Origin of the sequence: Lysobacter helvus (assembly GCF_018406645.1) — a bacterium.
GTDB lineage: Bacteria > Pseudomonadota > Gammaproteobacteria > Xanthomonadales > Xanthomonadaceae > Noviluteimonas > Noviluteimonas caseinilytica.
Map to the genome: position 1 here is coordinate 2,545,507 of NZ_AP024546.1, position 14,354 is coordinate 2,559,860.

At 67.7% G+C, this 14,354-nt stretch carries 12 protein-coding genes; 4 read left to right on the forward strand and 8 right to left on the reverse strand.

All coding sequences use genetic code 11. The annotated features are described in order from the left end of the window. The first annotated feature begins 23 nt into the window (after nucleotides 1-23). Both LYSHEL_RS12345 and LYSHEL_RS12350 read left to right on the forward strand, forming a co-directional pair. Nucleotides 24-506: a glutathione peroxidase gene (locus LYSHEL_RS12345; protein ID WP_213434329.1), complete on the forward strand. Its 483-nt coding sequence runs from the start codon at nucleotides 24-26 to the stop codon at nucleotides 504-506. Further along, nucleotides 506-841, forward strand: coding sequence for a hypothetical protein (locus LYSHEL_RS12350; protein ID WP_213434330.1), 336 nt, complete (start codon nucleotides 506-508; stop codon nucleotides 839-841). The genes LYSHEL_RS12345 and LYSHEL_RS12350 overlap by 1 nt, the downstream gene beginning before the upstream one ends. Nucleotides 842-886: 45 nt before the next feature. On the opposite strand, the gene LYSHEL_RS12355 is transcribed toward LYSHEL_RS12350, so the two are convergent. Then, nucleotides 887-2,083 carry an acyltransferase family protein gene (locus LYSHEL_RS12355; RefSeq protein ID WP_213434331.1) on the reverse strand — a complete coding sequence of 399 codons (1,197 nt, stop codon included), beginning with the start codon at nucleotides 2,081-2,083 and terminating at the stop codon, nucleotides 887-889. A 153-nt stretch (nucleotides 2,084-2,236) separates the two neighbouring features. Here LYSHEL_RS12355 and LYSHEL_RS12360 point away from each other — a divergent pair, with 153 nt between their 5' ends. Beyond that, nucleotides 2,237-3,121, forward strand: coding sequence for a LytTR family DNA-binding domain-containing protein (locus LYSHEL_RS12360; protein ID WP_213434332.1), 885 nt, complete (start codon nucleotides 2,237-2,239; stop codon nucleotides 3,119-3,121). Here the strand turns inward: LYSHEL_RS12360 and LYSHEL_RS12365 are convergent. The 5 genes from LYSHEL_RS12365 to LYSHEL_RS12385 are packed head-to-tail and all read right to left on the reverse strand — an operon-like array spanning nucleotide 3,118 to nucleotide 11,480. After that, nucleotides 3,118-4,287 carry a GGDEF domain-containing protein gene (locus LYSHEL_RS12365; protein WP_213434333.1) on the reverse strand — a complete coding sequence of 390 codons (1,170 nt, stop codon included), beginning with the start codon at nucleotides 4,285-4,287 and terminating at the stop codon, nucleotides 3,118-3,120. The two genes, LYSHEL_RS12360 and LYSHEL_RS12365, sit on opposite strands and share 4 nt — an antisense overlap. Nucleotides 4,288-4,346: 59 nt before the next feature. Next, on the reverse strand, nucleotides 4,347-5,156 hold the full coding sequence (locus tag LYSHEL_RS12370) for a ferredoxin--NADP reductase (protein ID WP_213434334.1): 810 nt from the start codon (nucleotides 5,154-5,156) through the stop codon (nucleotides 4,347-4,349). Between the two features lie 32 nt (nucleotides 5,157-5,188). Continuing rightward, nucleotides 5,189-6,871 (reverse strand): ABC1 kinase family protein, encoded by a 1,683-nt coding sequence (locus LYSHEL_RS12375; protein ID WP_213434335.1) that lies wholly within the window; start codon nucleotides 6,869-6,871, stop codon nucleotides 5,189-5,191. A gap of 59 nt (nucleotides 6,872-6,930) precedes the next feature. Continuing rightward, entirely contained in the window at nucleotides 6,931-10,578 is a 3,648-nt protein-coding gene (locus LYSHEL_RS12380; protein WP_213434336.1) for an ABC transporter permease/M1 family aminopeptidase, read from the reverse strand. Further along, entirely contained in the window at nucleotides 10,575-11,480 is a 906-nt protein-coding gene (locus tag LYSHEL_RS12385; protein ID WP_213434337.1) for an ABC transporter ATP-binding protein, read from the reverse strand. The genes LYSHEL_RS12380 and LYSHEL_RS12385 overlap by 4 nt, the downstream gene beginning before the upstream one ends. Before the next feature lie 67 nt (nucleotides 11,481-11,547). Between LYSHEL_RS12385 and LYSHEL_RS12390 the strand changes: the two genes are divergently transcribed. Further along, nucleotides 11,548-12,147 (forward strand): DUF488 domain-containing protein, encoded by a 600-nt coding sequence (locus LYSHEL_RS12390; protein ID WP_244858536.1) that lies wholly within the window; start codon nucleotides 11,548-11,550, stop codon nucleotides 12,145-12,147. Nucleotides 12,148-12,187: 40 nt separating this feature from the next. Here the strand turns inward: LYSHEL_RS12390 and LYSHEL_RS12395 are convergent, their stop codons facing one another. Further along, nucleotides 12,188-13,627: an efflux transporter outer membrane subunit gene (locus LYSHEL_RS12395; RefSeq protein WP_213434338.1), complete on the reverse strand. Its 1,440-nt coding sequence runs from the start codon at nucleotides 13,625-13,627 to the stop codon at nucleotides 12,188-12,190. Continuing rightward, nucleotides 13,624-14,352 (reverse strand): SDR family oxidoreductase, encoded by a 729-nt coding sequence (locus tag LYSHEL_RS12400; RefSeq protein WP_213434339.1) that lies wholly within the window; start codon nucleotides 14,350-14,352, stop codon nucleotides 13,624-13,626. Before LYSHEL_RS12400 ends, LYSHEL_RS12395 begins: the two co-directional genes overlap by 4 nt. Between the last annotated feature and the right edge of the window lie 2 nt (nucleotides 14,353-14,354).

The window sequence follows — 14,354 nt, forward strand, 5'->3', positions numbered from 1 at the left end:
CGAGTCCTGACAAGGAGCCGGCCATGACCACTGCGTTCGATTTCACCGCCAACGACATCGACGGCCAGCCGCAGTCGCTTTCCGACTACGCCGGCAAGGTACTGCTGGTCGTCAATGTCGCATCCAAGTGCGGCTTCACCCCGCAGTACAGCGGGCTGGAACAGTTGTGGCGCACCTACCGCGACCGCGGGCTCGTGGTGCTCGGCTTCCCGTGCGACCAGTTCGGCCACCAGGAACCGGGCGACGAAGCGGAGATCAAGAATTTCTGCTCGCTGTCGTACGACGTCGACTTCCCGTTGTTCGCGAAGATCGACGTGAACGGCAAGCAGGCGCATCCGCTGTGGCAGTGGCTGAAGGACGAAAAGGGCGGGTTCCTCGGCATCGATGCCATCAAGTGGAACTTCACGAAATTCCTCGTCGGGCGCGATGGGAAGGTCATCAAGCGGTACGCGCCGACGGATACGCCGGAGTCGTTGGCGAAGGACATCGAGGCCGCGCTGGGTTGATGCGCGAAGACAAATCCGGGGACAGGTTCGACAACGGCGTCATCGCGGTCGGCTGCGCCATCATCCTGGTCCTGGCCCTTCGGGATCATGGCCTCGCCGCAATGGGAAGGTACGCGGTGTACCTCGCGTGCATCGTCGGGGATGGTCTGTTTCTTTCCGCGGTGCTCACGAAACCCCGGAGGCCGAAACGGATCGTCGCTTGTTCGCTCCTGATGATTGCAGCGAACGTGGCCGCTGCGTTCATGACCTATCCGCACTTGGCGTTCGTGGTTGGGTTCTGGATCCCTGCACTGGCTGGGTATCTTTCCCTTCTGTTGATTCGCGCCCGCGATTGACCCATGCAACAAGGCCCGCGATTGCGGGCCTTGTCGTTTCTCCGGCTATGCAACCGCGGGTGCCGACTTGGTCGCTGCCGGAATCGAAGCCCCCCGCGGCTTCCACTTCATCCCGAACAACGGCCGCAAGATCGGTGTCCGCCGGATCACCGCAAACCCCACCGCACACCCCGCCACCGTCCCGATCAACACCAACGCCGGCTCCACCACCGCCCCCAGGTGCATCGGCAGCAACACCATCGCGCACGCGATGATCATCGTCTGGTGCAGCACGTACCACGGATACACCGCTTCGTTCGCCCAGGGCAACCAACGGAAGGGGCGGTTCAAGTACGCGCGGGCGAACCCGAGGATCGCGCACAACATCCACCAGATGTAGAAGCTGCGCAGCGTACGCGCCGCCACCGGGCCCCACGTGCCGCCGTCGTCCGGCAGGGTGAACAACAACACGACGTAGATCGAGAACAGGCCGAGCGCGCAGGACAAGGCGACGCGGCGCAGGCGGACGAGTTCGGCCCACACGCCTGCGTTCGTGCCCAGCCACCAGCCGTAGAGGAACACGGTGAAGTAGATGGAATGGCGGAACCAGTCGTGCACCAGGTCGCCGGTGTCTTCGAAGTGCGGCTGCAGCGTCACGGTGAACAGCACCAGCGGCAGCGCGGGGAGGATCAGCAACGCCTTGCCGCGCAGGTTGGCGAGCGGGTTCGGCAGGCGACGCAGCAACGGCAGCAGCGCAGCGAACACCAGCGAGTAGGTCCACAGGTACGCCAGGTACCAGAGGTGGTTCCAGGTGAAGCCGTGTTCCCAGCCGTCGAACGCGCCCGGCGGCCAGCTCGAGCCGCTGTAGTACCGCGCGAGGAACGACCAGAACCCCGGCGCCACCAACCCGTTCGCCACGCCCTGGGCATACGGCTGGATCGGCACGGCCACCAGCATCCCGAACACCAGCGGCAGCAGCAGGCGCCAGGTGCGCAGGCGGACGAACCGGCCGATCGAGGTGTCGCGCATCAGGAAGTGCACCGACAAGCCGGAGATCAGGAAGATCAGGTCCATGCGCCAGCGGTTGACCAGCAGCATCGGCAGCTGGATCGCTTCGGTGGTGTGGAGGCTCTTGAGGTGCCAGCCCCAGTCCTCGCCACCAACGTAGAGCATGGCCCAGTGGTAGAGGATCAGCAGGGCGAAGGCGAGGGCGCGCAGGGCGTCGATGTCGTGGCGGCGGGTGGGCAACGCGGTGTCGGTCATGGCGGCGGGCCGGTGGAAGGTGCCCGCACGTTGGCGCCGCGCCGCATCCGGCGACAGCGCGAAGGGACGGAGGTGCGCGGCCGCGGGACGAAACGTGGACGCAAGGGACGAGCCGATTCCGTCCCCGGGCCGCGCTCGGCCACAATGCGCGACATGTCGACCGTCGCCACCGCACCGCAAAGTCCGCCCAATGCCTGGGAACGCTTCCGCCCGTGGAAGCGGACGTTCGAGGTGGGCTTCTGGGTCGTCACCTACCTGATGAACGCGATCGCCAACAGCGCGGTCACCTGGCTCGACATCCAGCGCGCACACCTGGGCTTCAAGGCCTGGGAACCGGCGGTGTGGGAATGGACGAGCGCGATCGTCTGCCTGGCCCTGGTGCCGGCGGTCGCCTGGTACACGAATAAGGTCCCGGTGCGCTTCGATACCTGGAAGCGCGCGCTGCCGCTGCACCTGCTGGGCTCGGTGGCCTGGTCGGTCGCGCACGTCGCGGGGATGGTCGCGCTGCGCAAGGTCGCCTATGCGACGCAGGGCGCCGACTACGATTTCGGCAACTGGCTCCACGAATGGGGCTACGAATACCTCAAGGACATCCGGAGCTACTTCGGGCTGGTGGCGACGATGGAGGCGTATCGCTGGTTCCTGCGCCGCTGGCAGGGCGAGGCGAGTGTGCTCGCGCCGTCGGACGACGACGTGCCGGCGCCGGTGGCGCCCGAACGTCCCGAGCGCTTCCTCGTGCGCAAGCTCGGCAAGGAATTCCTGATCGCCGCCAACGACGTCGAAGCCCTGCAGGCCAGCGGCAACTACGTGAACCTGCGCGTGCGCGGCCGCGACTACCCGCTGCGCAGCACCATGGCCGCGTTGGAACAGCAGCTCGACCCCGCGCGCTTCGTGCGCGTGCACCGCAGCCACATGGTCAACCTGGATTGCGTGGCGCAGATCGAACCGCTGGACACCGGCGATGCGCGCATCGTCTTGAACGACGGCACGGTGGTGCCGTGCAGCCGCACGTACCGCGACGCGTTGCGCCCAGACTAGCCCTTCGCCACCACCATCCGGTCGCGGCCTTCGGCCTTCGCCGCATACAACGCGATGTCCGCGCGGCGCAGGTGCTGGCTCATGCTTTCCGCCTCGAGCCGATGCGCCACGCCCGCGCTGACGGTGACGCCGATGTCGCGCGTGGCGTCGTCGAATTCCTTGCGCACGCGTTGCACGAACCCTTCCACCGATTCGGCCGGGTAGTCGACCAGCAGCACCACGAATTCCTCGCCGCCCATGCGCGCGGCGCAGCAACGCGACCCCACGCGCTCGCGGATGATCTGGCCGAGCTGCTGCAGGATCCGGTCGCCCACCGCGTGGCCGTGCGTGTCGTTGACGCGCTTGAAGTAGTCGATGTCGAAGAACGCGAAGCTCGCGGGTTTCGCGCGCTTGATCGCATCCTCGTAGCAGGCTTCCGCGTCGCGGTTCCAGCCGGCGCGGTTGCGCAGGCCGGTGAGTTCGTCGGTGGTGGCCTGGTAGCGCAGGCGCTGGCGCATGCGGAAGTTGCTCACCGCGAAGTCCGTGCGATACCCGCCCAGCAGCAAGCCGAAGCCGATCGTGGCGAGGTTGTACAACCAGTACACGGCCGAGCCCGCCGCGAGATCGCCGTGCAGGTACACGCGCAGCCACGCGACGAACAACATCGTGCCCGACAGCGCGAGGATCGACGCGCGGCGCACCATCAACGCGAGCAACGCGATCGGCATCAGCGAGAACAGCGCCATGCGCAAGGCCATGCCGTACTGCGTGCCCGGCACCGGCACCGACAGGAACACTGCGAACAACAAGGTGCTGAGCACCGTGAGCAGCAATCGCGGACGCCAGTCGGACAAATGCCAGATCGCCAGTGCGCTGCCCGCCATCGTCAGCGCCACCAGTTCCACCAGCCACCACGGCCAGCCGATCCCGGGCGCGACGTTGAAGGCTTCGAACATGCCGGTGAGCGCGAGGATCATCGCGCCGCTGGCGATGAGGCCGCTGATGATCGGGCGCGTGGCCTCGACCTGGCCTTCGATCAGTTTGCGGCACTCGTCTTCATCGAGCGTGCGCAACGAGCGGCGGGTGAAGAAGCGTGCGAGCGTGGACCCCGCGCGCCATTCCGCGTGCGACGCGGGTGGCGCCTGCGGGCGTGCATCGGGTCGAGCGTGTTGCCCGGTCAAGGCCATCGGGGATGTGCGCGATCCAGGGACGCGCGGACCTTAACGCGCGGGGCGTGAAAGCGATCTTATTTCTCGACGAACGCCCGCTCGAACACGTAATCCCCCGGCACGCCGATGCGCGGCGCGGCGACGAAACCGCGCTTGTCCAGCAACCCGCGGAAATCCGCCAGCATCTGCGGGCTGCCGCAGATCATCGCGCGGTCGCGTGCGGGATCGAGCGGCTCGATGCGCAGGTGATCCATCATCCGCCCGCTGTCCATCAACTCGGTCAGCCGCCCGCGTTGGTCGCGGCCGCCGAAGTCGAACCCTTCACGCGACACCGCCGGGTAATACAGCAACTGCTTCCCGATCTGCTCGCCCAGGAATTCGTGGTGCGGCAATTCGTTGACGATGTAGTCGCGATACGCGAGGTCGCGCGCGTTGCGCACGCCGTGGCACAGGATCACGCGCTCGAAGCGTTCGTACGTCGCCGGGTCCTTGATGACGGCCAGCCACGGCGCGAAGCCGGTGCCGGTGCCGAGCAGGTACAGGTTGCGCCCCGGATGCAGGTCGTGGATCAGCAGCGTGCCCGTGGGCTTGCGCCCGATCAGCAGCGCATCGCCGGGCTGGATGTGCTGCAGCCGCGAGGTCAGCGGACCGTCCTGCACCTTGATGCTGAAGAACTCGAGTTGTTCTTCCCAGTTCGCGCTGGCGATCGAATACGCGCGCAGCAGCGGACGCGTGCTGCCGTCGGGCTGCGCGACGGGCAGGCCGATCATGACGAACTGGCCGTTCTCGAAACGGAAACCATCGTCGCGCGTGGTGGTGAAACTGAAATACGCGTCCGTCCAGTGACGGACATCCAGCACGGTCTCGGTGCCGAAGGGGGAGGACATGGGGGCGAGCGGGCTTGCGGGGGACGCGGATTCTAGCGCGGCCCGCGCTCTTCCTTCGGGCGCGCCTTGTGGTCGCGGCGCAGCGAACTCCACACCAGCATCAGGCCCACGCCCGTGCCGATCAGGAACAGCACCAGCGCCAGCGCCGGATACCCGAACAGCTTGATGCCCGGCGTCTCCACCTTCATCAGGATCGCCGAGGCCAGGATCAGCGCGGCGGTGATCACGCCGGCGCTGATGCGGTTGGCGATCTTCTGCAGGTTCTCCATCAGCTGCGAGTCGTCCAGGCCGCCGAGGTTCACGGTGAGGCGGTTCTCGGCGAGCAGCGACAGGATGTCGGACACCTTGCGCGGCGACTCGCGCACCAGCGCCTGCATTTCCATCATCTCGTTGGCGAGGTTGGCCGGCGAGAACGATTGCTTGATGCGCTCGCGCATCACGTGCTGGATGTGCGTCTCGACGATCGCCTTGACGTCCAGCTGCGGATCCAGCGCGAAGGCCACCTGTTCGAGGTTGAGCAGCGTCTTGCCCAGCAGGCTGAGTTCCGGCGGCGTGCGCAGGCCGCACGCGGTGGCGATGCGCACCAGTTCGACGACCAGGCGGCCTTCGGACAAGGATTGCGAACCCGAGTGCGCGGCATAGCGCGACACCAGCTGGCCGATCTCGCGGACGAAACGCTCCTGGTCGAAATCGTCCAGCCGCGTCCCCATCGCGATCGATTCGTTCGCCACTTCTTCGCCGCGGCCATCCACGCAGGCGAACAGCAGCTTGAGCAGGCGCTCGCGTTGTTTCGGTGGGACGTGCGCGATCATGCCGAGGTCGAACAGGCCCAGGCGGCCGTCGTTCGTCACCAGCAGGTTGCCCGGGTGCGGATCGGCGTGGATCTCGCCGTGCACGAACATCTGGTCGAGGTAACCGCGCAGCAGCGCCTCGCCGAGTTTGCCGAGGTCCTGTTCGGTGCGGCGGATGCCCGACAGTTCGGTGGCCTTGACGCCGTGCACCAGGTCCATCGTGAGCACGCGCGTGGCGCACAGGTCGCGGATCGGCTGCGGCACGAACAATTCGGGATACGCGGTGAAGTGGTCCGCGAAGCGCGCGAGGTTTTCCGCTTCGATGCGGTAATCCAGTTCAGCCAGCAGCGTCTTGCGGAACTCGTGCACCCAGTCGGCGAAGCGGATGCGCCGGCCGATGTCCGTCATGCGATCGGCCTTGTCGGCCATCGCGGCGAGCGTGTCGAGGTCGGCGCGGATCAGTTCCGCCACGCCGGGGCGCTGCACTTTCACCGCCACTTCGCGGCCGTCGCGCAATTCGGCCCGATACACCTGCGCGAGCGATGCCGCACCGATCGGCACTTCGTCGAAGCGCACGAACGCCTTGCTGATGCGCACGCCCAGTTCGTCCTCGATCACCGGCCGGATGGCTTCGAACGGCGCGGGCGCCACTTCGTCCTGCATGCGCTGCAGGGCGACGAGGTAGGCGGGCGGCACCATGTCGGGCCGCGTCGACAGCGCCTGGCCGATCTTGATGAAGGTGGGGCCGAGCGCCTCGAGGTCGTCGACGAACTCTTCGGGGGCGCCGGCTTCGATCTCGGTGTCGTCCGTCGGCAGCGACGCCGAATCCAGGTCGATGCCGGTGAACACGCCCGCGCCGCGATACCGCAGGAGGAAGCGGAGGATCTGTGCGCTGCGCGCGAGGTTCGGGGAATGCCCATTCATGCGGGCAGCGTAGACGCGCGGGCGTCAATGGGATTTCACCCGGGGTGGGGAATGGGGCGCTATCGCGTCGCCGGACGCGCCACTTCCGCGAAATTGTCCCGGGGCCGCACGTCCACGAGCAGGGCGCGCGGATCCACGCCGACGTACCCCGGTTCGCGCGGCACCGTCACCAGGAGTGTCTGCGTCGCGCGGGTGATCCGGTGCTTCGCCAGCCACATCGGCTTGCCCGGAATCACCTGGCCGTTTTCCTGCTTCTGCGCCGGGCCGGGGTACACGCCGATCTCGACCCATTCGTCGAGTGGGCGCTCGATTTCCGCGCCCGCGTCGTCGACCAGCAGCTTGCGCGCACGTACGTCCACGGCGACCTGCCAACGACCGTCGGGCGTTCTGGTCGCCTTGGCCTGCGTCGCGGAGAGCTCCCAATACGTGTTGGCGGCGAACAGGTCGTGCAACACCGGTTGGTACTGCCTCGGCGTGACCGCCTGCAATTCGCGATACAGGTCCAGCGTGGTCGCCAAGGGCGTGCTGCCCGGCGGGTGTGCCTCCAGCAATCGGCGCAGCGCGAGGTTCACCTGGTCGCGGCCGATGTACTGGCTCAACGCGTACATCGCCAACGGACCCTTGCGGTAGTTGAGGAACTGCTCGGTCGCCCGCAGCAGCGGCGGCGATGCGCGCGAACGCGGCACTTCGTACTCGCGGCGCATCATGTCGAGGTAGGCCTGCAACTGCGCGGAGCCCAGCGTGTCCTCGACGACCTGGGTCGCCGAATACGTGGCCATGCTTTCGATCAACAGTCCGGCGCCTTCCACGCGCGCCGGCGAGAACCGCGCGCCGCCCCACCATTGATGCGCGACTTCATGCGCGGTGACGGCGAAGACGAGGTCCAGGCCATCGGGTTCGCGCGAAGGATCCAGCAGCGCGAAGCCATCGCCGTAGTCGACGAGGCCGGGTTCGGAGTGGGCGCCGATGTCGCGCGAAGCGTTCTCGACGATGCACAGCGATCGATAGGGGTAGGGGCCGTACAGGCGCGTGTAGAGCGCGAGCGACGCACACGCGCTGCGGGCCATGGTCCCGACGATGCTGTCGTGCGCGGGATGGTGGAAGACTTCGACGCCCACGCCCTGGCATTGCGCGCGCCGCACCGAGTAGCGGGCCGAGAAGAACTGCACGTCCTCGCCGATCGGCGCGTCGCTGGCGTACTGGAAATACCGGCGGCCGTGTTCGCGCCAACTGCGGCGCAAGGTGCCGGGCGCCAGTGCCACCTGGTCGTCGTCCGTGCCGACGATGGCATCGAACTTCATGCCTGCGTCGCCGGGTACGCCTGCGCGCGCCTTCAGGTCTTCCAGCACCGGCACGCGCGGCCGCGCGGGCAGGCCCTGCGTGAGGCGGTCGCCGGCTTCGCGCAATTCACGCGCAGGCTGGTAGCCGATGGTGGGCACGAAGTGCAGGGCGCTGATCCAGCTGCCATTGCCGACGATGGTCTCGTCCGCGCCACGATTGCCGAAGCCCCGTGGTGCGAAGCGCACGTCGTAGTCGAGCTGCATGGACTCGCCCGGTTGAAACGGGGTGGCCAGCTTGTAAATGCGATGTCCTAGGCGCGTGTCGTCGAGCACGCGCGTCGCCGGCCGGTCGAAGCGCAGGCTGCGCGTCTCGATGCCGTCGTCGGTGGCGGTGGCCACATGGACGGTGTCGATGGCGTGCGGAGTGGCATTGACCAGGCGATAGCGACCGCGGAAATCAGCGGCGCGCTGCTTCGGGTAGAGCTCGACGCGCATGCTCGATGCCGTGACGCGCGGTTGCGGTACATCGGCGTAACGCGCGTAGCGACGTTCGTACGCGGCCTGGTTCGCCAGGCCTGCGTCGTGCGACCGGTAATGGTTGCGCACGTTGGTGTTGTAGAGGATGCCAGTGCCCAGGCCGAGCACCGCGAGGGTCGCGAACGCAGCGGTGATCATCGTCGGGCGCGTCATGCGCGCGCGGGCCAATGCCAGCCGTGCACGAGGGTCGGATTCGCGGCCGCGCACCCACGCAAGGCGCGCCAGCACCGCCAGCAACACGGCCCAGGCGATCCAGTACGCCTTGAACGCCAGCCACGGCAGCAGCGATGCGCCGAAACCGCGGATGTCGGAGTACGACCAGTCCGGACTGGCGCCGAACACCAGCAGTTTGTGTTCGAGCCCGAGCAAGGGCGCGAACGCGATCAGCCCGTAGAGCGCCAGCGCCGCCAGCGTGCCGAGGTGCTTCTGGTTCACCACGGTGTGCACGGTCAACGCGAGCAGCGCGAACAACAGGTAGTCCGTCAGTTGCAGCCCGAGCAGGACCTTCGCGTACACGCCGATCTCGACGTGGTGGTAGCCCAGCGCGACCTGTCCGACCACGCCGGCCATGCCCAGCACGACCATCCACGCGACCAGCAACAGTGCAAGCGCCAGGAACTTCCCGACGAAGAAGACCCAATCCGGCACCGGCGCGGTGCCGCCGATTTCGCCCATGCGCGCGTCGCGCTCGCCCCACACCAGTTCGCCGGCGTAGAAGATGATCATTAACGGAATGACCATCCACACGCGGTTGCCCGGATTGGCGAGCGCGGCGGTGAGATACGTCAGCACGTGTTCGGTGCGCGGCAGCAACGGCACGCCGACCCAGTTCATGCGCGCGGGCACCGCGACGCAGGCGAGGAAGGCCACCAGTGCGAGCGGCGCGAACACGGTCCAGCCTTTCGCGAGCATGCGCAGCGAGCGCGACGCGACGGCGCGAAGTTGGTGCAGGTGCGTGGTGAAGCCGAAGTGGCGTTCGGCCTCCAGCGAGGAGGCGGAGATCGGTCGTGCACTGGGTGACTCGCTCGCAGCCTCCTGCGTCGCAGCCCGCGCCAACCGGTGACGCAACCGGCGACGCCCTTCCGCCGGATGGACGAGGCGAAACCGTCGATACGTGAAGCCAAGCGCCGCGAGGCCCGCGACCGCCCACAACAGGCGATTGCCGAGCAGCATGGGTTGCATGCCGACCAGGCGCGTGTTCGTTTCGGTCGGCGTCCACGTATCGGACAGGTGGCTGACGATGGAAATCATCCCCACCGGGTCGAGCAACCGCGCCAGGTCCTGCTGGTGCAGCGCCACCGCGACGAACGTCGCCAGCCCCATCGAGGCGAAGAACAACACCACGCTGCCGAAGTAGCTCAGGATGGCGCGACGTCCGAGCGCGGCGAACGAAAACTGCACCGCCGTCGCGATGAACGCGTTCGGGAGCGCGATCAGCAGGTACGCCAGCGCGAAGGCCGCGGGCCGCCAGGGACCGACGATGCCGGGTTCGACGTCGGGCCAGTGCATGCCGATCCACATACCTACCGGTGCCGCCAGCAGGATCAGGGCGTTGAGCGCATACGCCGCGAGGAAGCGGCCGGCCAGGTAATCGAACTTGCCGACCGGCGCGGAATAGCTGAGAGGATGCTGGCCCGTTTCGATATCGCGTGCGGCGGCGTCACCGGCGACGGACGCGCCGATGAACAGCCAGAGCAGGCAGCAGACCACCGTGGTCGAGGCGATCACCAGGGGCGCGTTGACCAGCATGTAACCGTTGCGCGCGTCATCGACGTAGTTGCCCTGGATGACGCTCCAGGCCACGAAGCACAACGCAACGACCTGGAACCACGTCGCGACGCGACGTGCCTGGTACGCGAATTCGAACCGGAAGATCTTGCCGAGCTTCATGCGGCGGCAGCCGCGTGCGCGCCGTGCTGCCCCATGTGCCCGGCCATGGTGCTGAAGTACACGTCGGTGAGATCGGGTTCCGTCGCGTCGAAGCCGGGGCCCGGCGACGCTTCTTCGTACACGTGCACGACGGTGCGGCCACCGAGCAGGGTGGTGGAGATCACCGCGTGGTCGCGCTGCACGGCCGGCAGCGCGTCCCGTGCCACCACGCGTCGCCAGATGCGGCCGCGGAGGTGGGTCATCGCGTCCTGCGGCTGCGCTTCGAGCAGGATCCGGCCGCGGTTGATGATCGCCATGCGCGTGCACAGCTCCGAGACGTCCTCGACAATGTGCGTGGACAGGATCACCACGCTGGTTTCGCCGAGTTCGCTCAACAGGTTGAGGAAACGCACGCGTTCGGCCGGATCGAGGCCGGCGGTGGGCTCATCGACGATCAGCAGTTTCGGGTTGCCCAGCAGCGCCACGGCCACGCCGAAGCGCTGCCGCATGCCGCCCGAATAGCCGCCGAGTTTCTGGTGGCGCACGTCCCACAGGTTCACCTGGCGCAGCAGCGATTCGACCACCTCGCGCCGCGCGCCCTTGCCGGCCATGCCTTCGAGCACGGCGAAGTGATCGAGCAGGGAATACGCGCTGGCATGCGGATAGACGCCGAATTCCTGCGGCAGGTACCCCAGGGTCTTGCGCACGTCTTCCTTGCGGTTCAACACGTCGAGCTCGCCGAGCATCGCGCTGCCGCTGTCGGCTTCCTGCAACGTCGCCAGGATGCGCATCAACGTCGACTTGCCGGCGCCGTTGGGCCCGAGCAACCCATACATGCCGACCGGGATCGTCAGGCTGACGCCATCGAGCGCCTGCACGCCATTGGGATAGGTCTTGCGGATGTCGCGGAGGGTGAGTTGCATGGGGCCCGGGTGGATGCGAGGTCCCGGCGAGGTTCGCGGGACGCAGTGAAGCCACGGTGGGGCGTACGTGCAGCCAACGCGAAGTGACGAACGTCACCGTGACCACCATCCACCGATGCACAATCCCGCCATGCAGACCTTGTGGACCATCGGGCACTCGACGCGGACCTGGGACGTCTTCGTCGCGATGCTGGGCGATGCGGGCATCGCAACCCTGGTGGACGTGCGGCGCTTCGCGGGCTCGCGGCGGCATCCGCAGTTTTCGGGCGAGGCGATGGGGCCGGCGCTGGCGGAGGCGGGCGTTGCCTATGTGCCGATGCCGGCCCTGGGCGGGCGGCGCACGCCGTCGGCGGATTCGCGCAACACCTTGTGGCGGAACGCGAGCTTCCGGGCGTATGCCGATTACATGGACACCCAGGCGTATCGCGCGGCGCATGAAGCACTGGCAGCGTTGGCCAATGCGTCACCGACGGCGGTGATGTGCGCGGAGGCCGTGTGGTGGCAGTGCCATCGCGGGCTGATTTCGGATGACTTCAAGGCGCACGGGTGGCAGGTCATGCACCTGATGGCGCCAGGGCGGGCGGAGGAACATCCGTGGACGGGCGCGGCGCGAATCGTTGAAGGCCGGTTGCAGTACTTCGAACCGGAAACCGGTTCATTGTTCTGAACAACGTCATCCCCGCCGAAGCGGGGATGACGGTGACGACTCACTGGCGCGCGACTTTCTCGCGCAACGGCATCCGGCCCGGCCAGCCGCCGGCCATCGCCTTGTACAGCGCGACCACGCTCGTCGTCGTGCGCGTGCGCGCATCGACGAACGCATCCTGCGCCTGCAGGCGCGTGCGTTCGGCGTCGAGGACTTCGAACAGGTCCGCGGCACCGGCTTCGTAACGCACGCGGGCCAGGCGCGCGGCATTGGCGCTGTCGACGGCGGCTTGTTCGCGATGCTGGTCTTCCACGCGCGCGCGGGCATGGATGACGAGCGCGTTCTCCGTGTCTTCCAGCGCGAGCAGCACGGTCTGGCGATAACGCGCGAGGTCGCCTTCGGCGTCGGCGTCGGCCGCCGCGATACGGGCGCGGACACGCCCCGCATCGAGGAACGACCAATCGATGCCCAGCGCGACGAGGCGGGTTTCGCTGTCGCGTTCGAACAACGCCGAGGAATCGATGGCCTGCGTGCCGATCAGCCCGCCGAGCGTGAAGCGGGGGAACAGGTCCGCCGTCGCCACGCCGATGCGCGCGGTGGCCGAGTGCAACCGCAATTCCGCGGCGGCGACGTCGGGGCGACGACGCAGCAACGCACCGGGCGTGCCGGCATCGAGGCGATCGGGCAACGCGGGCAGCGGTGCAACGCGATCGAGGTCGGCGACCAATGCGCCCGGCGGGCGACCGGTGAGCACGGCGAGGCGATGCTCCGACACCGCGGCCAGGGCTTCCAGCGCCGGCACGTTGGCCTGCGTGGCTTCGAGCTGCGCCCGTGCACGCGAGGTATCGAACTCCGTGCCGCGGCCCGCATCGAAGCGCGCCTGCACCAGCCGCAACGTCTCCGCCTGGTTGGCGGCGTTGTCGGTCGCGACGTGCAATCGTTCCTGCAAGCCGCGCAGTTCGAAATACGTGCGCGCGACTTCACCCACGATCGCCACCTGCGCCGCCGCGAGGTCCTGCGCCGACGCTTCCGCGCCCGCGCGTTCCGCTTCCACGTTGCGCCGCACGCGGCCGAAGAAGTCGAGCTCCCATGCCGCTTGCGCGTTCACCGAATACGACTTGTTGTCGCGGTCGGCGCGCGAGATGCCTGCGGCCTGGTCGGCGCTCAGGCGCGTGTCGCTCGCCGTGCCTTGCGCGGTGATGGTGGGCACCTGGTCGAACCGCGCACCACGCAACAACGCATTGGCATGGTCGTAGCGCGAGAGCGCGACGCGCAGGTCGTGGTTGGCGGCGAGGGCTTCCTCGACCAGCGAGGTCAGCATCGGGTCGTTGAAGCGGCGCCAGAATTCGTCGTCGGCCGGCGTGGCCGCGACGGCGGACGGCGCTTCGGCACGCGTGAACGTGTCGGGCGCCTGCGAGGTGGGCCGCACGAAATCCGGCCCCACCGCGCAGGCCGCCAGCAACGCGGCGGCCAGCGCAGGCACGAGGGGTTTCAAACTCACCACGGCAGGGTCTCCTCGAAGTGGACGAAGCCGCCGCTCGGGCCGTTCGCGTCGAGCAGCGCCATGCGCACGCTGGTGCGCGCACCGTCGGCGACTTCGAGATCCCCGGCACCGTTCATGTCGGTCTTCACCGACCCCGGGTGCACGGCGTTGACCTTGATCGGCGTGTCGCGCAGTTCGTGCGCGAGCTGCACGGTCCACGCGTTCACGGCGCTCTTGGACACGTTGTAGGCCGGGATCTTGATGTCGTAGATCACCGAGGCCGCATCGTTGCTGGCCGCGATCGAGCCCAGCAGGCTCGACACGTTGACGATGCGCGCGGCCGGCGCCTGCCTGAGCAGCGGCAGGAACGCGTTGGTGGTGGCGATGACGCCGAACACGTTGGTGTCGAACGTCTCGCGCCACGTGGTCATCGATTGCTCGGAGGGCTTGCGGTCCCAGTCGTCGCGCAGGACGCCGGCGTTGTTGACCAGGATGTCGAGGTGGCCGTGCTTGCGCGCGACCTCTCTCGCGGCCGTGGCGATGCTGTCGTCGTTGGCGACGTCCAGCGTGATCGCTTCGACCGACAGGCCTTCGGCCTGCAGTTTCAGCGCGGCCTCGACGGCCTTGTCGTGGTTGCGGCCGGCGAGCAGCACGTGCACGCCCTGGTTGGCGAGCTGGCGGACGGTCTCGAAGCCGATGCCGCGGGTGGCGCCGGTGACCAGCGCGATCTTGTTGGTGTTCATTG

Coding starts and splice junctions, on each gene's coding strand:
- LYSHEL_RS12345 (WP_213434329.1), top strand. CDS start 24: ATGACCACTGCGTTCGATTTCACCGCCAACGACATCGACGGCCAGCCG.
- LYSHEL_RS12365 (WP_213434333.1), bottom strand. CDS start 4,287: ATGGCCTTGACCGGGCAACACGCTCGACCCGATGCACGCCCGCAGGCG.
- LYSHEL_RS12355 (WP_213434331.1), bottom strand. CDS start 2,083: ATGACCGACACCGCGTTGCCCACCCGCCGCCACGACATCGACGCCCTG.
- LYSHEL_RS12400 (WP_213434339.1), bottom strand. CDS start 14,352: ATGAACACCAACAAGATCGCGCTGGTCACCGGCGCCACCCGCGGCATC.
- LYSHEL_RS12375 (WP_213434335.1), bottom strand. CDS start 6,871: ATGAATGGGCATTCCCCGAACCTCGCGCGCAGCGCACAGATCCTCCGC.
- LYSHEL_RS12385 (WP_213434337.1), bottom strand. CDS start 11,480: ATGCAACTCACCCTCCGCGACATCCGCAAGACCTATCCCAATGGCGTG.
- LYSHEL_RS12350 (WP_213434330.1), top strand. CDS start 506: ATGCGCGAAGACAAATCCGGGGACAGGTTCGACAACGGCGTCATCGCG.
- LYSHEL_RS12360 (WP_213434332.1), top strand. CDS start 2,237: ATGTCGACCGTCGCCACCGCACCGCAAAGTCCGCCCAATGCCTGGGAA.
- LYSHEL_RS12380 (WP_213434336.1), bottom strand. CDS start 10,578: ATGAAGCTCGGCAAGATCTTCCGGTTCGAATTCGCGTACCAGGCACGT.
- LYSHEL_RS12370 (WP_213434334.1), bottom strand. CDS start 5,156: ATGTCCTCCCCCTTCGGCACCGAGACCGTGCTGGATGTCCGTCACTGG.